Source organism: Micromonospora luteifusca (assembly GCF_016907275.1).
GTDB classification, from domain to species: domain Bacteria; phylum Actinomycetota; class Actinomycetes; order Mycobacteriales; family Micromonosporaceae; genus Micromonospora; species Micromonospora luteifusca.
Window position 1 is genome coordinate 104880 of sequence record NZ_JAFBBP010000001.1, and the last position, 21203, is coordinate 126082.

The 21203-nt window shown below is 70.2% G+C and carries 19 protein-coding genes; 7 read left to right on the plus strand and 12 right to left on the minus strand.

Annotated features, from left to right (window positions below; all coding sequences use genetic code 11):
* Positions 1 to 47: 47 nt before the first annotated feature.
* Together JOD64_RS00485 and JOD64_RS00490 are read left to right on the plus strand one after the other, a co-directional pair.
* Positions 48 to 752, plus strand: a complete 705-nt coding sequence (locus JOD64_RS00485) for a hypothetical protein (RefSeq protein ID WP_204940333.1) — start codon at positions 48 to 50, stop codon at positions 750 to 752.
* On the plus strand, positions 749 to 1144 hold the full coding sequence (locus JOD64_RS00490) for a hypothetical protein (RefSeq protein WP_204940334.1): 396 nt from the start codon (positions 749 to 751) through the stop codon (positions 1142 to 1144). The genes JOD64_RS00485 and JOD64_RS00490 overlap by 4 nt, the downstream gene beginning before the upstream one ends.
* Before the next feature lie 115 nt (positions 1145 to 1259).
* Here JOD64_RS00490 and JOD64_RS00495 read toward each other — a convergent pair whose 3' ends face one another.
* Positions 1260 to 2507 (minus strand): MFS transporter, encoded by a 1248-nt coding sequence (locus JOD64_RS00495; RefSeq protein ID WP_204940335.1) that lies wholly within the window; start codon positions 2505 to 2507, stop codon positions 1260 to 1262.
* Between the two features lie 122 nt (positions 2508 to 2629).
* On the opposite strand from JOD64_RS00495, the gene JOD64_RS00500 reads away from it, so the two are divergent.
* Positions 2630 to 3610, plus strand: a complete 981-nt coding sequence (locus tag JOD64_RS00500) for a LysR family transcriptional regulator (protein WP_307813133.1) — start codon at positions 2630 to 2632, stop codon at positions 3608 to 3610.
* On the opposite strand, the gene JOD64_RS00505 is transcribed toward JOD64_RS00500, so the two are convergent.
* The gene (locus JOD64_RS00505) at positions 3607 to 3921 is read right to left on the minus strand and encodes an ArsR/SmtB family transcription factor (protein WP_307813135.1); all 315 of its coding nucleotides are present in this window, start codon (positions 3919 to 3921) and stop codon (positions 3607 to 3609) included. The genes JOD64_RS00500 and JOD64_RS00505 overlap by 4 nt on opposite strands.
* Before the next feature lie 98 nt (positions 3922 to 4019).
* Here JOD64_RS00505 and JOD64_RS00510 point away from each other — a divergent pair, with 98 nt between their 5' ends.
* Complete coding sequence (locus JOD64_RS00510) at positions 4020 to 5039, plus strand: NADPH:quinone reductase (RefSeq protein WP_204940336.1); 1020 nt, start codon at positions 4020 to 4022, stop codon at positions 5037 to 5039.
* A gap of 135 nt (positions 5040 to 5174) precedes the next feature.
* On the opposite strand, the gene JOD64_RS00515 is transcribed toward JOD64_RS00510, so the two are convergent.
* On the minus strand, positions 5175 to 5996 hold the full coding sequence (locus JOD64_RS00515; protein ID WP_204940337.1) for an SAM-dependent methyltransferase: 822 nt from the start codon (positions 5994 to 5996) through the stop codon (positions 5175 to 5177).
* 201 nt (positions 5997 to 6197) lie between these two features.
* On the opposite strand from JOD64_RS00515, the gene JOD64_RS00520 reads away from it, so the two are divergent.
* On the plus strand, positions 6198 to 9662 hold the full coding sequence (locus JOD64_RS00520; protein ID WP_204940338.1) for a ThuA domain-containing protein: 3465 nt from the start codon (positions 6198 to 6200) through the stop codon (positions 9660 to 9662).
* A 56-nt stretch (positions 9663 to 9718) separates the two neighbouring features.
* Here JOD64_RS00520 and JOD64_RS33355 read toward each other — a convergent pair whose 3' ends face one another.
* The 3 genes from JOD64_RS33355 to JOD64_RS00535 form a co-directional block, all read right to left on the minus strand.
* Entirely contained in the window at positions 9719 to 12799 is a 3081-nt protein-coding gene (locus tag JOD64_RS33355) for a S8 family serine peptidase (protein WP_307813136.1), read from the minus strand.
* A gap of 263 nt (positions 12800 to 13062) precedes the next feature.
* The gene (locus JOD64_RS00530) at positions 13063 to 13896 is read right to left on the minus strand and encodes an ABC transporter ATP-binding protein (protein ID WP_204940339.1); all 834 of its coding nucleotides are present in this window, start codon (positions 13894 to 13896) and stop codon (positions 13063 to 13065) included.
* Positions 13893 to 14066 carry a hypothetical protein gene (locus JOD64_RS00535; RefSeq protein ID WP_204940340.1) on the minus strand — a complete coding sequence of 58 codons (174 nt, stop codon included), beginning with the start codon at positions 14064 to 14066 and terminating at the stop codon, positions 13893 to 13895. Before JOD64_RS00535 ends, JOD64_RS00530 begins: the two co-directional genes overlap by 4 nt.
* 83 nt (positions 14067 to 14149) lie before the next feature.
* Between JOD64_RS00535 and JOD64_RS00540 the strand changes: the two genes are divergently transcribed.
* On the plus strand, positions 14150 to 14656 hold the full coding sequence (locus tag JOD64_RS00540) for a hypothetical protein (protein WP_204940341.1): 507 nt from the start codon (positions 14150 to 14152) through the stop codon (positions 14654 to 14656).
* A gap of 74 nt (positions 14657 to 14730) precedes the next feature.
* Here the strand turns inward: JOD64_RS00540 and JOD64_RS00545 are convergent, their stop codons facing one another.
* Together JOD64_RS00545 and JOD64_RS00550 are read right to left on the minus strand one after the other, a co-directional pair.
* Entirely contained in the window at positions 14731 to 15354 is a 624-nt protein-coding gene (locus JOD64_RS00545; protein WP_204940342.1) for an NADPH-dependent F420 reductase, read from the minus strand.
* Positions 15355 to 15416: 62 nt separating this feature from the next.
* Entirely contained in the window at positions 15417 to 16151 is a 735-nt protein-coding gene (locus JOD64_RS00550; protein ID WP_204940343.1) for an SDR family NAD(P)-dependent oxidoreductase, read from the minus strand.
* A 137-nt stretch (positions 16152 to 16288) separates the two neighbouring features.
* On the opposite strand from JOD64_RS00550, the gene JOD64_RS00555 reads away from it, so the two are divergent.
* Positions 16289 to 16939: a TetR/AcrR family transcriptional regulator gene (locus JOD64_RS00555; protein ID WP_204940344.1), complete on the plus strand. Its 651-nt coding sequence runs from the start codon at positions 16289 to 16291 to the stop codon at positions 16937 to 16939.
* Here JOD64_RS00555 and JOD64_RS00560 read toward each other — a convergent pair.
* Genes JOD64_RS00560 through JOD64_RS00575 form a run of 4 tightly spaced genes read right to left on the minus strand, consistent with a single transcriptional unit; the run spans position 16936 to position 21194 of the window.
* Positions 16936 to 18099 carry a purine-cytosine permease family protein gene (locus tag JOD64_RS00560; protein WP_204940345.1) on the minus strand — a complete coding sequence of 388 codons (1164 nt, stop codon included), beginning with the start codon at positions 18097 to 18099 and terminating at the stop codon, positions 16936 to 16938. The genes JOD64_RS00555 and JOD64_RS00560 overlap by 4 nt on opposite strands.
* A complete protein-coding gene (locus JOD64_RS00565) occupies positions 18092 to 18898 on the minus strand; it encodes a sugar phosphate isomerase/epimerase family protein (RefSeq protein ID WP_204940346.1) in 807 nt (268 codons plus the stop codon). Before JOD64_RS00565 ends, JOD64_RS00560 begins: the two co-directional genes overlap by 8 nt.
* Positions 18895 to 20046, minus strand: a complete 1152-nt coding sequence (locus tag JOD64_RS00570) for a dihydrodipicolinate synthase family protein (RefSeq protein WP_204940347.1) — start codon at positions 20044 to 20046, stop codon at positions 18895 to 18897. The genes JOD64_RS00565 and JOD64_RS00570 overlap by 4 nt, the downstream gene beginning before the upstream one ends.
* Positions 20043 to 21194: a Gfo/Idh/MocA family protein gene (locus JOD64_RS00575; RefSeq protein ID WP_204940348.1), complete on the minus strand. Its 1152-nt coding sequence runs from the start codon at positions 21192 to 21194 to the stop codon at positions 20043 to 20045. The genes JOD64_RS00570 and JOD64_RS00575 overlap by 4 nt, the downstream gene beginning before the upstream one ends.
* Positions 21195 to 21203: the final 9 nt, after the last annotated feature.

Below are 21203 nucleotides of genomic sequence, written 5' to 3' on the forward strand. Positions count from 1 at the left end.
CGTATCGTTAAGCGGGATGGCGGTTCCGATTATAGGCGGTGGGCGGGATGTCCGAGCGTCTGCATGCACGACGAGACCTGCGCCGGTGGCTGATCGCGCTGTACGTGGCGTTCGCCGCCGAGCACGCCTATGGCGCAGCCCGGTACGGCGCCCCGGTCCGGCTCGTCGGCATTCTGCCGCTGGGGTTGCTGCTGGCGCTGGCGCTGGGGCTGCTCGCGCGGCATGCCCGCACCGGCAGCCCTCCGGCACTCTCCGCTGGCGCGATCGTGGTTGCCGTGGCGTTCGTCGGCCTCGCCGGCCTTCTCGAGGGTGGGTTCAACCACGCCCTCAAGGTCGCGTTTCACGTCACTGGCACCTCCGACGACCGGCTGCGGCAACTGTTCGGTGGGTTGAACTTCGCGGTACCGGACGACGTGGTGTTCGAGGGAATCGGCACCGCAACGCTGGGCCTGGCCGTGCCGGTGGCCTGGCATCTGGCGCGACTGCTGCGCTCCGCCCGCTTACCGGACTCGAACGCGACGGCGCGGCGCGCCGGTGTGACCGCCCTGGTCGCGGCGGGGGCGCTGTTCGGCGCGTACGTCATCGATCCGCTCGGCCACGTCGGCCTCATCACCCTCGCGATCCTCGGGGCCGCCCTCGGGTTCGCGCTGACGGCGGTGTCGAAGGTCGTTGGACATCCGGGATGGGCGTCCCGTATCGTTCACCATAACCGGGATGCCCGTCCCGCTTATGGTGAAGGGGAGGCAACGTGAGACTGTCGCTCGCTCTGAAGGCTGTTGCGGTGCTCGACATCGTCGTCCTGGGTGCCGTGTGGCTCATCGCGCCGGCGACCGGCCTTGGGGACGACCCGGACAGCCGGTCGCTGCTGGTGGCACGGGCGCTCGGCACCGATCTGGTGGTCATCGGGATCATGAATTGGATCATCAGTCGGCGCGACACCGCGTCCATGCGGCCATTCCTGCTGCCGAACATCGTGATGCACGTTGTGCCGGCGGCGATCATCGTCACTCTGATCCTCGACGGCACCTTCGGTGCCGCGGACTGGCTCGGCGCCGGCCTGCACATCGCACCGGCCGTGGTGTTGACCTGGTACCTGGCATCGCCGACGAAACGCCGCGCAGCCCGCTCCGAAGCGCACGCGTGACCGTCGCGATCTGACGCGCATCGGAACAAACGGCACCACCGTGAGCGTGCTGCCCGGGTCGGCGTCGTCGGAACCGCCCACGCGGTGCCGGCGGTGCCGCGGGGCGTGGAGGAAATCATGCGACCGGGACGTCCGCGGCCGCCGCGACCGGCTCAGGCGCGCGAAAATGCGTCGATCCGGGCAGCAGGAGTGGGGTGGCGAGCAGGAGTACGCCGGAGGTGGTGATCGCGGCGAGCGGGCTGGTGAGTGTGGCGAGGATGCCCCAGACCACCATCAGGGCAGCCTGGAGGAGTTTGCCGGCGGCACTCCAGGTGCTGAGGATCCGGGCGGTGTGGTCCACGGGGGTCCGTTGCAGGCGTTCGGTCGCGTAGATCGGGTTGAAGACGCCCATGCAGGTGATCAGCAGGCCCTCGACGACGATCACGGTGACGAGTCCGGGGATGCCGGGTTGGACGAACGCGAGACCGAGCGGGAAGAACGACCGCAGCCAACCGAAGAGGGTCATGATCCGGTGTCGGCCGTAGCGGGCCACGAGCCGCGCGGACAGGCGGGCGCCCACGAATCCGCCGAGGGCGGGGATGCCGAACGCGAGACCGTACTGCCAGGCTGGGAAGTGGTACTGGCCCAGCAGGAGGACGGCCAGGAGCGGGGCGGTGGCCATGATGAGGCCGCCGACCAGGACCGAGTTGAGGAACAGGCCCTTCAGTACGGGGTCGCGCAGGATGAATCGCCAGCCGTCGAGAACCTCTGCCCCGCGCAACCTGGTGACCCGGTCACGAGGTGCCGCGACGTCGCCCCCTCGGACGCGGAGGACCCCGAGCGCGGACAGCAGGTAGCTGAAGGCGTCGGCCATGATCGTGACGACCGGGCCGAGCAACCCGATGAGGGCACCACCGAGGGGCGGACCCGCCGCGGTCGCCACCCAGTTCGTGCCCTCGAATCTGCCGTTCGCCACGAGGAGATGCTCACCACGGACGAGAAACTTCAGGTACGCGCCGGAGGCGGCGGCGAAGGCGATGCTCGCGGTTCCGGAGATGACCGAGACAACCAGCAGTTGGCCGTAGGACAGCAGGCCGAGGACGTACGCGATCGGGATGCTTGCCATCGCGGCGAACCGGATCAGGTCCATCGCGATCATCACCGGGCGCTTGGCCCGGTGCTCCACCCACGGTCCGAGCGTGAAGGCGACTGTCGCGGCGACGGCGAGCCCGGCCGCTTCCAGGAGCGACACGGCGACTGCCGACGCGTGCAGCACCTGGACCGCGATCAGCGGGAACGCGCCGAACGCGATCCACGTGCCGTACGTGCTGACGGCGTACGCCGACCACAGCCAACCGAAGTCGGGCCCCAACCGCACGCGCATGCGACTCCCTCGCGACAACCGATGTTCGGGTCTCCGCATCCCACTGCACGTGTCGCCGCGGGCGCAAACAACACCGTCCGGGCGAGCCACAACCATCGGTTGTGCACCTGCATAATGCTTCGGTGGATACCGAGGCGGTGCGATCGTTCGTCCGCGCGGCCGAGCTCGGGCAGCTGCAACATGCCGCCGACGAGCTCGGTGTGACGCAGCAGGCCGTGTCGAAGCGGATCGCCACTCTCGAACGCGAACTCGACGTCCGGTTGTTCACCCGCACCGCCCGAGGGGTCGAGCTGACGCTCGACGGTCAGGCCTTCCTCCCGCACGCCCGGACCATCGTCGCGGGTGTCGATCGCGCCGTCGCCGCGATCAGACCAGGCTCACGGGCCCTTCGGATCGACGTTCTCGGCCTGCGATCCGCGCAGGCCGTCGTGCTGCACGACTACTGGCGGTCGCACCCGGAAACCGACCTGGACGTGGTGACCCTCAGGGTCAACGACCCGCGCGCGGTCGTCGCCGCCGTCCAGGCCGGCGATATCGACGCCTCGTTCCGCTCGGTCACCGACCCGGCCACCCTGCCGCGCGACGTGCAGATGATCCACGCGTTCGACTCGCCGACGGAGCTGCTCGTCGGCCCGAGGCACCCGCTCGCCGCCGCACGAACACTGACACCAGCCCAACTGCGCCGGCACCGAATCTGGGTGCCGGGTATCGCGCCGCGTAGCGAATGGGCGGATTTCTACGACCAGCTCGCCGCCGACTTCGACCTCCGCATCGACGCGGCGGGCCCGAACTTCGGCAACGAGGTACTCCTCGACATCCTCGCGGACTCCACCGACGTGGCAACCCTCGTGGGCTCGCGTGACCGGTACATCTGGCCGACGAACCACGATCTACGCCGCATTCCGATCGTGAATCCGACGCTCGCGTACCCGCTCTCGCTCATCCTTCCCCGAGCGAATCCACACCCAGGGCTCCGGGCGATCATCGACCACTTCGCGAGCCTGGCACCGCCGCCCGCGGCGACCTGGCGCCCGTCCTGGGCGATGGCACCACGCCACCGCGATGCGGTGGAGGGGGACGCCTCCGCGGCGGCCTCGGCCTAATCGTTTCCGCGCAGCAGGCCCAGCAGCCCGGGAAAGCGCTGTTCCACATCGTCGTAGCGGAGCGTGACCAGTCGACGGATGCCGTCGACGCGCGTGCGGATCAGGCCGGCTTCGCGCAGCACCTTGATGTGGTGCGACAGCGTCGACTTGCCGATGGTGACGCCGGTCTCCTTGAGGACGTCACTGCCGCACGTCCAGTCCCCCGCGGCGTCGAAGGCGCGCACGAGCGTGAGCCGCACCGGGTCGGCAAGCACGCTGAGCACGACGTCGATCGTCACGGTCTCGATGGCAGGTTCGGTCACCTCGGTCACGAGACGAAGCCTAGCCAGATCTTGCAGAAAGTTCGACTCTCGTCGTACTGTTCGACGCAGCTCGAACCGTACGATGCAGATCGAACATTGGATGGATCATGAAAGCGATCGTCTACCGCGACACCGGCGGCCCCGACGTCCTCCAACTCGTCGAGCGTGACCGGCCCACGCCCAAACCCGGTGAAGTCCGCGTCCGGGTCGCCGTGTCCGGGGTCAACCCGACCGACTGGCAGGCCCGCTCCGGAAGAGCCCACCGCAAGCTGTTCCCCGAGATCACCCCACATCTCGACGGCGCCGGCGTGGTCGACGCCGTCGGTGACGGGGTCGACCCGGGCCGGGTCGGCCAGCGTGTGTGGCTGTTCATGGCCGCCGCCGGGCGGCCCACCGGCACCGCCGCCGAGTTCACCGTCGTACCCGCCGAGCAGGCCGTGCCGCTGCCAGACGAGGCCGGTTTCGACGTCGGCGCCTCGCTCGGCGTCCCCGCGCTCACCGCCCACCGCGCACTCACCGTCGCCGAGGACGGGCCACGCCGCCTGCATCCCGGCGCACTTGACGGCACGGTGGTGCTCGCGGCCGGCGGGGTCGGCGCGGTCGGGCACGCGGTGATCCAGCTCGCCCGCTGGGCCGGCGCCACCGTGATCAGCACGGTCAGCGGCCCGGAGAAGGCCAAGCTGGCCACCGCGGCCGGAGCCCACCACACCATCAACTACCGCGAGGGCGACCCAGCCGCCGCCATCCGTGCGATCGCCCCTGACGGCGTCGACATCGTCGCCGAGGTGGCGCTGGGCGCGAACCTGGCTCTGGACCTGGCCGTGCTGCGTACGCGCGGCACGATCGCGACGTACGCCAACGAGGGCGGACATGCGGTCGAGCTGAACGTGGGGCAGAACCTGGTGCTGAACACGCGCCTGCAGTTCCTGGTGCTCTTCACGGCCGGCCCGCAGGCGCGCGCCGCAGCCGTCGAGGACGTCGCCGCCGCGATCCGTGACCGCGCCCTGCCGGTCGGCGAGGAACACGGCCTGCCAATGCACCGCTTCCCGCTGCACCGCACCGCGGACGCGCACCGAGCCGTGGAGACCGGCGCGGTCGGCAAGGTACTGGTGGACGTCACGCCCTGAAGCTCAGCCAGCCACCGCATCTCCGACTCGCGTCGGTGCGGCTGGTGGATGTCCAGGCTCCCGGTCACGCCGCTCCCACACCGACGATGCCCTCGAACGCCAAGCCGGCAACGCGCAGGCCCTGGCCTCCACTGGTCAGGGCTTGCGGGCCACCGCGCCGTAAATGGAGGCGTCGGCCAGGGACGGCCGCTGCTCCGGTGGCACCTGCGGCCGCCACTCGGCGACCGGAACGATGCCCGGCTCGGCCAGCTCCAGGCCGGTGAAGAACCGGGCGAACTCGGCGCGGTCGCGGGGCACGGCGTCCTGCTTCATTCGGCCGGAGGCGAATTCGGCGTACATCCGCTCGACGATCTCGGTGGGGATGTAGTCGGTGGTGAAGTGGGTCAGCGCCAGCCAACTGCCCGACGGCAGCGCGTCGAGCAGCCGGGCGACGTGCTCGTGCGGGCGGTCGTCGTCGGTGAGGAAGTGCGTCACGGCGACCAGCACCAGGGCCACCGGCCGGGACAGGTCCAGTGTGGCGTGCAGCTGTGGATCGGCCAGGATCCGCTCCGGGTCGCGCAGGTCGGCGTCCAGGTAGGCGGTGACGCCCGCCGGGTTGCTGGTCAGCAACGCCCGGGCGTGGACCAGCACCATCGGGTCGTTGTCGACGTAGACCACGCGGGAGTCGGCGGCGACGGACTGGGCGACCTCGTGGGTGTTGTCGGCGCTCGGGATGCCGGTGCCGATGTCGAGGAACTGCCGGATGCCGGCCTCCTCGGCGAGGAACCGGACCGCCCGGCCGAGGAAGGCCCGGTTTTCCCGAGCAAGGGTGCGCACCCCCGGATAGACGGCGGCGATCTGGTCGCCGGACTCCCGGTCGACGGCGAAGTTGTCCTTGCCGCCCAACCAGTAGTTGTAGCGGCGGGCCGGGTGCACGACGCTGGTGTCGATCCGGTCCGAAGGTGATGGCGTCGTCATGTGACCTCCCCAGGTCGACCGCCACCGATCGTAGGGGAAGAACGCCGACGTGGTGGCCCCGCGCCAGCCCGGTCAGTCACCCGGCGCACACACGGCGCTGGCGCGGCATGACTATTGACCGTCATCACTGTATGTCAGTACCGTGATGCGGGCAGCGAGAAAGCGCTTTCCGACCCTCACCGTCCGACAGGGAGCGCCCCCATGCCCCGATACCTCCGCGCGTTCTGCCTCGCCCTGCTCGCCGTCGCCACCGTGGTGAGCACCACCACCGCACTGCCCGCCGAGGCCGCCCCTCGCTTCCGGGTGCTGGTCTTCTCCAAGATCACAAACTTCTACCACGACTCCATTCCGGCCGGCGTCGCCGCCATCCAGCAGCTCGGCGCCACCCACAACTTCGAGGTCGTCGCCACCACCGACGCGGCAGCGTTCACCGATGCCAACCTCGCCACCTTCGACGCGCTGGTCTTCAACAACACCAACTCCACCCCCGCCTCCGGGGACCTGCTCAACGCCAGCCAGCGGGCGGCGTTGCAGACGTTCGTGCGCAACGGCGGCGGCTGGGCCGGCCTGCACGCCGCCTCGGCCAGCGAACGCGACTGGCCGTGGTACGAGGGCCTGGTCGGCACGATCTTCGACTACCACCCCGACTTCTCCGCCACCGGCGGCACCTTCCCCGGCCGGGTCAAGGTGCTCGACCGGGCGCACCCCTCGACGCGCAACCTGCCGGAGCTCTGGGAGCAGAGTGAGGAGTGGTACAACTGGCGGACCAACCCGACCGGCAACGTGCACACTCTGGCGCAGATCAAGGTGCGGGACGGCATAAACGGGCTGGACGAGGGCGTCGACCACGCGTACTCCTGGTGTCAGCGCTACGACGGCGGCCGGTCCTGGTTCACCGCAGGTGGGCACGCCAGCTCCCAGTTCAGCACACCGACTTTCCTGGAGCACCTGCGCTACGGCATCGAGTGGGCCGCCGGCGCGGTCGCCGGTGACTGCTCCGCCACCGAGACCGGCAACTTCGAACGGGTGGGGCTGGTCACCGAGAACTTGGCCGACCCGTTCGAGCTGGCCGTGGGCCCGGACCGGAAGGTCTACTACATCCAGCGCACCGGCGCGTTGAAGGTGGTCAACTCCGACACCCTTCAGGTCACCACGCTGCTGGACTTCGCGTACACCTCGGCGATGACCGACCAGTCCGACGGGCTGCTGGGGATGACACTGGACCGCAACTTCGCCAGCAACGGCTGGGTCTACCTGCTCTGGTCGGACAAGACCCTCAAACAGCTCAACCTGTCCCGGTTCACGGTCGCCAACAACAGCGTGGCCCTCGCCTCGGAGAAGCGCCTGCTGACCATCCCCACCTACCGCGGTGAGGGCCGGGCCAACTCGCACATGGGCGGCTCGCTGGCCATGGACGCGGCCGGCCGCCTCTACGCCGCGATCGGCGACAACACCGACCCGTTCGCCTCCAGCGGCTACACCCCGATCGACGAGCGCAGCGGCCGGGCCGCCTGGGACGCCCAGGGCACCGCCGGCAACACCAACGACCTGCGCGGCAAGATCCTGCGGATCACCCCGCAGTCCGACGGCACCTACACCGTGCCCAGCGGCAACCTCTTCGCGGCCGGCACCGCGCGGACCCGGCCCGAGATCTACGCGATGGGGATGCGCAACCCGTTCCGGATCACCATCGAGCCGCAGACCAACGCGGTGCTGGTGGCCGACTACGGCCCGGACGCCCGCGCCGCCGACCCCAACCGGGGTCCGGAGGGGACGGTCGAGTTCAACCGGATCACCAGCGCGGGCAACTACGGCTGGCCGTACTGCGTGGGCAACAACATCCCCTTCAACGACTACAACTTCACCACCAGCACCTCCGGGCCGAAGTTCAACTGCTCCGCACCGGTGAACAACTCCCCCAACAACACCGGCCTCAGCACACTCCCGGGGGCCAGGTCAGCTCTGGTCTGGTACGCGTACTCCGCCTCCAGCCAGTTCCCCGAGGTGGGCACCGGCGGCGGCGGGCCGATGAGCGGGCCGGTCTACGACTACGACCCGACCAACACCCGCACCACGAAGTTCCCGGAGTACTTCGACGGCAAGTGGATCACCTACGAGCTGACCCGCAAGTGGTTCAAGACGCTCTCCGTCCACCGGACGGCCCAGACCTTCACCAACGCGCGCTTCGGCCCGACCGCCGTGGGCGACCTCCAGTCGATCAACGGGATCTTCGACAACATCAGCTGGATCCAGCCGTTCGAGGCGGAGTTCGGCCCGGACGGCTCGCTCTACGTCATCGACTTTGGCGAGGGCACCGGCAGCGGGCGCGGCGGCAGCAACGCCGGCGCCGGCATCTACCGGATCGACTACGTGGCCAACGGGCGGCCACCGACCGCGAAGATCGCCGCCACTCCGGACAGCGGGCGCACGCCGCTCACCGTGGCCTTCTCCTCGGCGGGGTCGACCGCCGGTGACGGGTCGCCGCTCGGCTACGCCTGGGACTTCACCAACGACGGCACCACCGACTCCACCGCGGCCAATCCGAGCCACACCTACTCGGCCGCCGGGAAGCACACCGCCCGGCTGACTGTGCGCAACAGCGGCAATGGGCTGACCGTCAGTGCCGTCACCGACGTGGTGGTCGGCAACACCAGGCCCACGGTGACCATCACCGTGCCCGACGGCGGGTTCTTCGACTTCGGCGACAAGATCCCGTACACCGTGACGGTCACCGACCCGGAGGACGCCACCATCGACTGCGCCAAGGTGACCGTGCAGACGCAACTCGGCCACGACTCACACGCCCACCCGCTGGACGTGTACACCGGCTGCTCGGGGCTGCTGGCCACCGAAGCGGACGCCGGCGACGGGCACGGGCCGGGGCAGAACCTCTACACGGTGGTCACCGCGCAGTACACCGACGGCGGCGCGGCCGGCGGCGTACCGGCGTTGACCGGCTCGACCCGGGCGCAGCTACAGCCCAAGAGCAAGGAGGCCGAGCACTTCAGCGCCCAGTCCGGCCTCGTCGTGAACGACCGGCCCACCGCCCGCGCCGGCAAGCGGCTCGGCGACGTCGACCACAACGACTGGGCGGCGTACGGGCCGGTGGACCTGCGCAACGTCGGCTCGGTGACGCTCGGGGTGACCAACGGCGGGCTCGGCGGCGACATCGAGCTACGTACCGGCTCACCCACCGGCACCCTGATCGGTAAGGCCACCATCGGCTCGACCGGCGGATGGGACAACCTGGTCTCCCCCACCGTCACGTTGACCAACAAACCCGCCGGCACCACCATCCTGTACGCCAGATTCGTCAACGCCGCGCAGGTCGGCGGCACCCCGGACCTGCTCTCGCTGGACTGGCTGCGGTTCAACGGGGCCGGCGTCAAGCAGGAGCCCGGCGGGACGCTGTCGCTCGCGGCCAACCCGGGCAGCGGCACCGCGCCGCGGACCACCACCCTGACCGCCACCGCAACAGCGCCGTCCGGGCAGAGCATCACCGACTACGTGTGGGACTTCGGTGACAACAGCGCCAGCACGCACGGTGCGACGCTGCGGTCGACGGCGCACACCTACAGCCGCAAGGGGACCTTCACCGCCCGGGTGACCATCACCTACACCAGCGGGGAGACCCGCTCGGCCAACCTGACCATCACGGTCACCTGACCGGTGACATGACGGTGGGGCGGTGCCCATCGGCACCGCCCCACCGCCAACACTGGTTACTGCCAGGCGCTCTGTTGCGTGTAGACGAGATTGCCGGGAATGACCGTGCCGTTGGTGCTCAGCTCGGTGTAGGCCCAGAAGTCACCCTCGGGCAGCGGCTTGTTCGGCTTCAACGTGAATCCGTGCGTCGCACCGCGCTCCGCCGTGGATGGGAGCGTCAGCGTGGCGCCCGAATACTTGGCGTTTTGGCCGATGATGGCGTGGCTCAGCTGGAAGTCGACGACCGGGCCACCGGGGAACTGTGCGAACACGTACGCGGTGTAGCGCCCCGGCTCGGGCAGGAACTTGTACGCCTGCTCCGCGCTGGTCCAGTACCTGTCACTGCTGTAGATCAGCTTGTCGCCCTTGTACAGGTAGAGGTCGAGGTTCGTGTTCGGGTCGTCGGTGTTGGTTTCGACAATGATGCCGGCGGTGTTCGCCGGCACCGTGAAGTCGACCTTCTTCACTCCGGTGGCGTTCGGGTCGAACACGCCGCCATAGACGCCGGCCGGCATCGAGTACGACTCGCGCTGCACCGGCGTGTAACCGGTGCTGCGGCCGGCAAGTGGTCCGGTGAAGCCGGGCTGGATCGAGCCGGACGCACCGTTGGCCATCCGGCCGAACTCCTCGCCGTCGTCAGCGTACGGTCGGGGCGTGATCCCCCACGGACGGGCGGCGACCGGGATCCGGGCGCTGTGGGCCTTGCCGCGCCAGCCGATCGACCCGGTCACGTACCGGTCCCAGGGCGCGCTGCCCCGGCGCAGGGTGATCGTCACCTTCGCGGACCGACCCGGCTCCAGCGTCACCGATTCCGGCGACACGGTGACCTTCATGCCGGCCAGGCCGGACACCGACGAGCGGTAGGTCTCCCGCGCCTTGCCCACGTTGGTCAGGGTGCGGGTGATTGTCACCGGGCGGGTCCCGTCGTACTCCCGCAACGAGATGGCCGGCAGGTTGAGTTCCTTGCCGTCCGGCGCTGCCGTCTCACTGAAGGCGAGCAGCTCCGCCGCCGTGGGCTCGATGACCAGGCCCGGGTCCTTGGCACCGGCCAGGTTGATGAATCCGCTGCCCTGCTCCAGAGGGCTGCTGGTGCCGACCGTGTCGGTGGCGGTGGTCCGCAGCGCCGAGGCGACACTGCCCGGTGACCAGTTCGGGTGCGTGGCCCGCAGCACCGCCGCCGCGCCGGCCACGTACGGCGAGGCCATCGAGGTGCCCGAGTACGCGTCGTACTGCCGCCCGAAGTTGCCCGCTGGTGAGACCGCGGCGATGATGTCCGCCCCCGGCGCGACCAGGTCCGGCTTGAAGACGCCGAGGGTCACCTTGTCCGGTCCGGTGGAGGAGAAGTCCGCGACGCTGGGTACGCCGGGGACGCTGGAGCCGTCACCGCCGGTGCGCAGAGACACCTTCGCGTCGGTGGGGTGGCGCATCAGGTAGTTGAACAGCGTGCCGGCCTGCTTCTCGGTCGGCAGGTAGACGACCGGGAAGTTGTAGATCGAGTTGATCCGGTAGTTGCCGACGGGGTCGAACACCAGCATCGCCGCCCCGCCCTTGGCCTTGATCTCGGCGGCGGAGTTGAACGTGTTGGACAGCGCGCAGGCGACCACCTTGCCCTTGATCTTGGCAGGGTCGAGGCTGCCCGGTTCGCAGTACACCGCGCCCAGATCCGGCGATCCGGCCTGTTCGCCGAAGACCATCGGCCGCGAGTCGCCGCCGGGCAGCGCGTCCAGTGAGCCGCCGATGAGGTTCGTGCCGTCGCCCAGCTTGACGGTCGCCTCGTCGAGGTTCGTCACCGCCGCGCCAACCGTGGTCACCCAGGGCGCCGCGTTGCTGATCGCCCCGCTCACGATGCCGGTGTTGCCGGCCGACGCCGCCACGAAGACTCCCGCCAGCGTGGCGTTGAGGAAGGCGACGCCGATGGGGGTGTTGGCTTCCCAGTCGCCGAGATCGCTGCCGATCGAGAAGTTCAGGACCTGCACGCCGTCGGCGACGGCGGCGTCGATTCCGGCGATGATGTCGGCGTCGAAGCCCATGCCGCCCCAGAGCACCTTGTAGACGGCGATCTGAGCGTCCGGCGCGACCCCGGAGACGGGATCGAAGCGCCGACCGTCGATCGTGACGTCCGAGACCGGCAGACCGGCCGCGGTGGAAGCGGTGTGCGTGCCGTGCCCGGCCATGTCGCGGGGAGAGAGCACCTCGCCCTCGGGCACCGAGCCTCCGCCCGCCAGCCACGTGTCGGCGAAGTACCTGGCGCCGACGATCTTGCCGTTGCAGTGCTCGGCCACGAAGGCCACACCGGTCTGGCAGGTGCCGTGCCAGGTCGCGGGGGCGGGCATCTTCTTGGCGAACGACGCGCTCTCCGGCCAGATGCCGGTGTCCAGAACGCCGATCACCGTGCCCGCGCCCGTGCCGGGGCCAGACTTGACCGGCTTGACCGGCTTACCGGCGGGACCTCCCGCCGGGGCCTGGGCCGGCGGGGCCGGAGTGGTGGCGGCCGGGGCACCGGCGGCCGGCGGCGCGGCCGGCGGCGGCGTCGGAGTGCCGAGGGCCCGTGCGGCGGTGACCGCGCGGACGCGCTTGTCCGCCCGCAGGGTGGTCACCTGCTGGGCGGTCAGCTTCGCCGAGAACCCGTTGAACGCGGTCGCGTACGCCGCGTTGACCTTCACCCCGGCGGCGGCGGCAACGGCTGCCCGCTGCGCGTCGAGGTGTCCGCGGTAAGCCCGCGACGGCGCCGACGTCACGTCCAGCCGGTTGCCCGACTCCGGACGGGTTCGCGCCAGCCCGGAAACACCGCCGGCGTACGAGGTCAGGGGGGCCTCGGCCAGTTCGACGATGTACTGACCCGAACCGGTCTCGTCCATCGTGGCCCGCTGGCCGGCCGAGTCCTTGCCACCGGGTCGACGGTCGGCCCCGTCGGTCAGCGTGACCCTCTTGTCGTTCTCGCCGGTGAAGTAACCGGCCGTACCGCTGCCGTTGCCCGACGGCCCGACGGGGGCCGCCGACGCCGACCCCGCGACACCGGTTGTGCCGGTGACCAGGGCGAAGACCAACGTCGGTATCGCTAGTCTTCGCAGCCTGTTTCCGCTCGTGCTTGTAGCCACGAGGCTCCTTTCGATGGCTCCATTGCGGAGCTGTTCTCCTCGATCACGACCCGCCTGTGGGAGCGCTCCCCCACCTAAGCCGCCAAGGGTTAATCCACGGTTTGGGCAGTGTTACGGATCGCTGGTGCGTATAAGATCATGTTCTGTCAGCCGCGACTAGATCGTCTTTCCCCGGCGTTGCCCAGGTGCCGTGCCCACGAGCGTCGGCCGGCCTGGTGGCACATCGGGCAGGGTCCACGACGCGGACCCGCCGTGGGTCCCGGCTATCGGGATGGCAGAACCTGTTCGAGTACGTGGCCCCGACGAACACCTGACGCGCGTGCTCTCGCCTGCCATCGCCCCTCGGTGCGCTGGACGTCGATGGGGTGCTTGAAGGCACGTGAGATCGCATCGGAGGTGATGGCGGCCTCGGCTCGACCGCTGGCAACGGCGAGACCCTCGCAGATGAGCAGCGCGTGCGTGGTCGTCGCAGGCAGCTCCTCCAGATGATGGGTGACGATGACCGAGGCAAGGTCGGGAGTTGTGCTGACCACGTACGCGATCGTCTCCAGCAGTTGCTCGCGGGCGGCGACGTCGAGACCCGTGGTCGGCTCGTCGAGCAGGAGCAGTTGTGGGTCACCGGCCAGGGCTCGGGCGATGAGGACGCGCCCTCGTTCTCCTTGAGATAGGACGGGCCATGCCGCTGAGCGGCGGTGAGCCAGGCCGACCGAGGCGATGAGCGAGTCGGCCTTCTCGACCTGTTCCGCGGTGGGTGTCCACCGCAGGGGCGTCTCGATCGTGCCGGTGATGCCGGTCAGGACAACCTCGAGCACTGAAAGCGGCGACCGGAGCGGGTGGCGGGGATCGACGTGGCCGATGTCGCGCCGCAGCGCCTGAAGTTCCACGCGCCCGAGTCGCTGCCCGAGCACCCGGACGACGCCGGAGGTTGGATGGGCCCACGCTCCGCAGAAATTGAGGAGCGTGCTCTTGCCAGCGCCGTTCGGGCCCAGGAGCGCCCAGTGCTCGCCTCGGCGGACCGTGAAACTGAGGCCGCGGATAATGAGGTCGTCGCCACGCAGGAAGGTGACGTCCTCCAACTCCAGGACGGCGTCCGTCACGGGAGGTCCTCCTGAGGTGAGAGGAGATGCATGCGGGTGAGGGTCGCGGTCTCGGCGACGTGTGCGCCGCGCGGCGGCCACGCCGCCGCCTCTCCCTCGATAGCGAGGCGGGCCTCGACCACTGCGCTGAGGTCTGCCCGACGCAGGACCAGATCCCAGTCCACGGCCATGATCATACTCCTCTGCCTGCCTGCGGAGTTGTGCTGACTGGTCCGATTGCGTACGCCCATGAGCGCGCTGCGATGATCAGCCGATGGAGTTCGTGCTCGACCCACCGCATGGGGTGGGCCCGCTTTCGCTCGGAATGACGTTCGACGAGGCCCGCGGAGCGCTCGAAACGCTCGGTCGGCTGACACCGACCACCCATGGCGAACTGTTCCTGCACCTGCCGAGCGGGCTGAGTTTCAGCGTGGGGTTCGGGGTCGGGCCGACACGGGGCCGGGTCAACGCGATCGAGGTGTGGCGTCCACATGAGCAGGACGTGGTGCGGTACCGCGACGTCGACGTCTTCGGGCTGCCCGCGCTAAAGGTCGTGGAGCGCCTACGACACCACGTCGACATCGTGCCGAACGAGGACGACGACGGGTTCACCGCGCGAAGGCTGTACCTCGCGCTGTGGCGGCCGTTCGCCGAGGACGACGATCCGGACGAGGAGCAGGGCCACTTCTTCCAATCGGTGCTCCTGGCTCGGCCCGGCTACGACGACACGCCCGCCGAGGCAGCGGCCCGGTTGGCCGCCGGCCACGAGCCGGGCTACTGATTCAGTTCGCCGACCGACTCGTGGCCTTGGCACTCGACCAAGGTGGGCACGACAACGTCACCGGCCCCCGGGGGTCAGCCGGTAAATTCGTCGACGCCGAGGGCGAAGTCCCAGTGGCCAACCCCGTTGCCGGCGAGGCCCACCGTGACCACGCCCATTCCTTCCAGCCAGTGCGCCATTTTCAGACCGCCGACGTCCAGCGGGCGCAGCCCGAGGGTCTCGATGAATGCCGCCACGCCGGCCTTGGCCTGCGCATTATCGCCAGCGATGAAGACGTTGGCCCGGCCATTCTCCAGGACATTACGGAAGATGGTGTTGAATGCCTTCACCACGCTGGCGCTCACCGGCGCCACCTTGGCGACTTCCTGCGCGACCGAGGTCTCCTCGCTGTGGGCCAGTCCGTCGAATGAGGCGTTGAAGGGGTTGCTGATGTCGACGATGACCTTGCCCGCGAGGGCTTCTCCGTACCTGGCGACGACCGGAACTACACCGTCGTACAACAGGGCCGTGATGACGATGTCCCCGGCCGGGACGGCGCCCCACTTGCCCGTCGTTGCACCGCCGCCCAGAGCCTTGGCCAGGTCATCGGCCTTGGACTGATCGCGTCCCATGACCTCGACGGTGTTGCCGCCCGCCACCGCGAGCGTGCCGATGGTACGGGCCATGTTCCCCGTACCGATGAGGGTGATGCTGCTCATGAGGTCTTCCTGTTCTCGAGATGTCGCTCTGGGGTGTGCCCGCAGCATTCCTGGCCGGCGGTTCAGATGGCGGTGGTGCCGCCGTCGGTGACCAGTTCCAGGCCGTTGACATAGCTGGAGTCGTCGGAGGCGAGGAACAGGGCGACGGAGGCGACTTCTTCGGGGCGGCCCATCTTTCCGCGTGGGATGAGGGACTCGAATGCGGCCTTGGTTGCCTCGTCGAACAGTTCTTCCTGTTTGGCGGTGGCGACCTGGCCGGGGGTCAGAACGTTGACCCGGATATTGCGGTCGCGCAGTTCGTTGAGCCAGACGCGGGCCCAGGCCTGCTGGACGGCTTTGCTTCCCGCGTAGAGGCTCCAGCCGGGGAAGGCGCCGAGGGAGGCGTTGGATCCGGTCATGAAGATCGAGCCGTTGTCGTTGATCAGCGGCAGTGCCTTCTGCACGGTGAACAGGGTGCCGCGCGCGTTGAGCCAGAAGGCGCGGTGGAACTGTTCCTCGGTGATCTCGCCGAGGACGGCGGGTTCGCCCATCCCGGCGCTGGCCCAGAGCACGTCGATCGAGCCCTTTTCCCGCTTGACGGTGTCGTACAAGCGATCCAGGTCGTCCAGTTCGGCCGCGTCACCCTGGACGGCGGTGACGTTGCGGCCGATCAGCTTGACGGCGTCGTCGAGTGCTTCCTGCCGCCGGGCCTGGATGAAGACGTGCGCTCCTTCCTCGACGAACAGTTTGGCGCCGGCCAGTGCCATGCCGGTGGATCCGCCGGTGATCACCGCTACCTTGCCATCGAGCTTTCCCACGATCACTCCGTTGCATTGATGGGTATCCGAAACAGCTCGTTGTTATGTACACCGAGCTGTGTGCGTAACGTACCCCGGTGGCTGGTGGGGGCGCAAGCTACGTACACCGATCGGTACCAGCGACCTATACTGGGGGCATGACGGAGTTGGAGAGGGGCCCCCAGGGCCAGCGCCGCGGCAGGGGCGCACGCGAGCGCATCCTCGGCGCGTCACAGCAGCTGTTCCGCGATCAAGGCATCAACCGCACCGGCATGGACCAGCTCTGCGCCGTGGCCCAAGTGTCCAAGCGCACGGCCTACCAGCACTTCACCAGCAAGGACGAACTCGTCGCCGAATACCTGCGCCGATTCGATCCCGACGTCATGCCCGGAGTGTTCGACCGCGCCGACCTCACACCCCGCGAACGACTCCTCGCCGCCTTCGAGATACCCGCGTCCACGCCCCTGTGCCCCTACATCGCGGCAGCCGTCGAACTCCACGACCCCCAACACCCCGCATCCCAGTACGCACGCGACTACAAGATCGCCATCGCCGCGCGGCTCACCGAAACCGCCCGCGAAGCTGGTGCTACCGACCCCGAACAACTCGGCGAACAACTGGCGCTGCTCATCGACGGCGCCTCGGCCCGCACCCGAGTCCTCAACAGCGAATCCTTCCCCACCGCCGCCGCCATCGCCGCCGTCCTCATCGACAACGCCATCCCCGCGTCATCTCCTCGGCAGCCCAGCGATGACCGCGGAACTACCGGGTCTGCTCCCGTTCCGGTGGGAGGCCCGCCGGCCGCCTAGGTCGCGGTTGCCCGCCGGCGCCAGAGCACCGTGCACGCCCCGGCGAGGGCCAGACCGAGCAGCGGCGCGACGCCGACCCCGGCGAGCGTGCAGGCGACCGCCAGCAGCGCCGGCGGCACCCAGCACCAGGCGGGTACGGTCCGCGGCGCACGACCGCGTCGACGGGCGGCGGCCTCCACCCCCATCGGCACCACCAGCACCGGCAGCGCGGCGGCCAGCAGTGTCAACCAGGGCAGCACCAGGCGGTCGAAGCGCGCCACCGCCAGCATCCCGCCGAGCACCGCGACGGCGAGCATCGCCGCACGGGCCGGCACCCGCGGCGCCAGGCCACGCACCGCCAACGCCCCGGAGTACGTGGTGGTCAGCGCCGCGGCGAAGACCGCCACCGCGACGAACAGATTCGCGTACGCGGCCAGCCCCGACCCGGCGGCGAGCAGCGCGACAACGTCCGCCGAGCCGGTCCGCAGCCACAGGCCGGCACCGGCGAGCACACCGAGCAGCGCCGGACCGATCAGCAGCCCCACGCACCAGGCCAGGTCCCGCCGTCGGGCCAGGCCGACGCTGAAGTCCGGTGCGCGCAGCGCGAACACCGCCGCGTAGCCGATCAGCGCGGCGGCGTCGGCGAGCCCACCGGCGGCGAGGCGGACCGGCGCGCCGGGTGGCGGCAGGACGGTCAGGCACCAGCCGACCAGGACCACCGCGCTCAGCGTGGTGAAGACCGCGACCCGGTTGCCGAGCCGGGCGGGCCCCCACGAGACGGCGAGGACCGCGACCTCCAGCAGGACCGGCCCAGCCCAGCCCGGCAGGTGCGTCAACGCGGCCAGGGAGGCGCCGCCGAGCCCGACGTTGAACCCGTTCCAGCCGATCATCGAAACGGTCAGCACAGCCGCCAGCAGCAGCCGCGAGGTGTCCCCCAGGTACGCGGGCAGCACCGCCGTCAGCGTCCCACCGTCGCCGACCGGCCGGCGCAGACCGATCCGGCCCTGCCCCCACAGCAGCGCCGCCATCAGTGCCCCGCCGACCAGCAGCCCGGCCACCGGCACCGCGCCGCCGTGCCGGGCGGCCATCGCCGCACCCAGCACCAGGGTGGCCGGCGCGGTGCCGATGCCCAGCCAGGCGCCGACCGCTGCCGGCCACCGCCGTTCGGGGACCTCAGACAACGTGACCCAGGTAGCCGGCGATCGCCGCGTCCAGCACCTCCGCACCGGGACGCGCCCACACCTCGGCGGAGAAGACCTCCACCTCGATCGGGCCGACATACCCGGCCGCGTCCACCGCCTCGCGCAGCCGTCGCAGCTCGATGCAGCCGTCGCCGGGCAGCGCCCGGCCGAGCAGCACCCCCTCCGGCAGCGGCGTCACCCAGTCACAGACCTGGAACGCGGCGATCCGTGGTCCGGCCCGCTCGATCTGCGCGTACACCGTGTCGTCCCACCACACGTGATAGGCGTCCACCACCACACCGACGACCGTCGGGTCGAACCGTTCGGCGATGTCCAGCGCCTGACCGAGGGTGGCGATCACACAGCGGTCGGCGGCGAACATCGGGTGCAGTGGCTCGATCGCCAGCCGCACCCCGGCTGCCGCCGCGTGCGGGGCCAACTCGCCGATCGCGTCGGCGACCCGGCGGCGGGCGCCGTCGATGTCCCGGCTACCGGGCGGCAGCCCCCCGGAGACCAGCACCAACTCCGGTGCGCCGAGCGTGGCCGCCTCCTCGATGGCGCGCAGATTCTCCGCCCGCCAGTCGTCGGCGGCGAAGAAGCCGCCTCGACACAGCGAGGTGACGGCGAGGCCGGCGTCGCGGACCAGCTTCGCCGACCGGGCCAGGCCGTGCTCCGCGACGGGCTCCCGCCACAATCCGATGCCCGGTACGCCGGCAGCCACACACCCGGCCACCACGTCGGGCAGGGGCCACCGCTGGGCGGTCGCCTGGTTGAACGAGAACCGGCGCAGCCCGGTCATTGCGGAACGCCCGCGACCGTGAACAGCGCCCGGGCGCGGGCGGCAGCCAGGTCGGCGTCGGGCAGCAGCCCGGCGGCGTCGGCCAGGGTGAGCAGGGTCGCCAGGTGCGCCGGGGACCGGCCGGACTGCGCGCCACCGACCATCGTGAAATGGTCCTGGTGCCCGGCCAACCAGGCCAGGAAGACGATCCCCGTCTTGTAGTGCCAGGTCGGCGCCGCGAACAGGTGCCGGGCCAGCGGCACGGTCGGCGCGAAGATCTCGTCGTACGCCGCCAGGTCGCCCCGGTCGAGGGCGGCCAGCGCGGCGGCGGCGGCCGGTGCGATGGCCGCGAACACCCCGAGCAGCGCGTCGGAGTGACCCACCTCGTCACCCCGGATCAGCTCCGGGTAGTGGAAGTCGTCGCCGGTGTAGAGACGTACCCCGGCCGGTAGTCGGCGGCGCAGCGCCACCTCGCGGCCGGCGTCCAGCAGCGACACCTTGATGCCGTCCACCTTGGCCTGGTGCGCCTTGATCAGCTCGGTGACCGTGTCGGCGGCCAGGTCCAGGTCGGCCGCACCCCAGTAGCCGGTCAACGCCGGGTCGAACATCGGGCCCAGCCAGTGCAGCACCACCGGTTCCTCGGCGGCGGTCAGCAGCTCGTCGTACACCCGCAGGTAGTCCTCCGGACCGCGGGCGGCGGAGGCCAGGTGTCGGCTGCACATCAACACCGGTTGGGCGCCGGCCGCGCGTACGTCGTCGAGCTGCTCGCTGTACGCGGCCGTGACCGCCGCCAGGGTGGCCGGCCCGGGCGGTAACTGATCGGTGCCGACACCGGCGACGATCCGCCCGCCCACCGCGCGGGCCTCGGCGGCGCTGCGACGGATCAGCTCCCGGGTGGCCGGATAGTCCAGCCCCATCCCCCGCTGGGCGGTGTCCATCGCCTCGGCGACCCCCAGCCCGTACGACCAGAGGTGCCGCCGAAAGGCGAGCGTGGTGTCCCAGTCCACCGCCGCAGGTGCACCCGGCACGTTCTCCGCCCTCGGGTCGGCGACCACGTGCGCGGCGGCGTACGCGATCCGACTGGTCGCGGGTGCGGCCGGCCGGGCGAACCCGCTCCCTGAGGCCAGCCGGTACCGCCGCCCGCCGGGCAGCACGACCTCGGCGCTCATGAGCGCAGCTCCGGCACCTCGACGCGGCAGCCCTCCCGGGCCGAGCGCAACCCCAACTCGGCAAGTTGGACGCCGCGGGCGCCGGCCAGGAAGTCCCACCGGAACGGCTCACCGGCCACGACGTGCCGCAGGAACGCCTCCCACTGCACCTTGAAGCCGTTGTCGAACTCCTCGTTGTCGGGCACCTCGGCCCACTGCGCCCGGAAGTCCTCGGTGGCCGGCAGGTCCGGGTTCCACACCGGCTTCGGGGTGACCGCCCGGTGCTGGATCCGGCAGTTGCGCAGCCCGGCCACCGCGCTGCCCTCGGTGCCGTCGACCTGGAACTCCACCAGCTCGTCGCGGTAGACCCGCACACTCCAGGCCGAGTTGATCTGCGCGATCACCCCGCCGTCGAGTTCGAAGACGGCGTACGCGGCGTCGTCGGCGGTGGCCGGATAGACCTGACCGGCCTCGTCGACCCGCTCCGGCACATGGGTGGCGGTGACGCAGGAGACGGCGTTGACCCGACCGAACAGCTCCTCCAGCACGTAGTGCCAGTGCGGGAACATGTCGACCACGATCCCGCCGCCGTCCTCGGCCCGGTAGTTCCACGACGGCCGCTGCGCGGGCTGCCAGTCGCCCTCGAACACCCAGTAGCCGAACTCGCCGCGCACCGAGAGGATCCGGCCGAAGAAGCCGCCGTCGATGAGGCGCTTGAGTTTGCGCAGACCGGGCAGGAAGAGCTTGTCCTGCACGACGCCGGTGCGTACGCCGGCCGCGTCCGCCGCCCGGGCCAGGTCGAGGGCCGCCGCGGTGTCCTCGGCCAGTGGCTTCTCCGTGTAGATGTGCTTGCCGGCCTCGATGGCCTGTCGGATCGCCTTCTCCCGCTGCTGGGTGACCTGGGCGTCGAAGTAGATCTCGACGTCGTCGCGGGCCAGCGCCGAGGTCAGGTCGGTCGTCCATTCGGTCAGCCCGTGCCGTTCGGCGAGCTCCCGGAGCTTCGTCTCGTTGCGCCCGACCAGGACCGGTTCCGGCCAGATGGTCGTGCCGTCGGCCACCGTCACACCGCCGGATTCGCGGATGGCCAGCAGCGAGCGGACGAGGTGCTGCCGGTAACCCATCCTCCCGGTCACTCCGTTGACGATGATGCCGATCGACCTGCGGGTCATGGTGTTCCT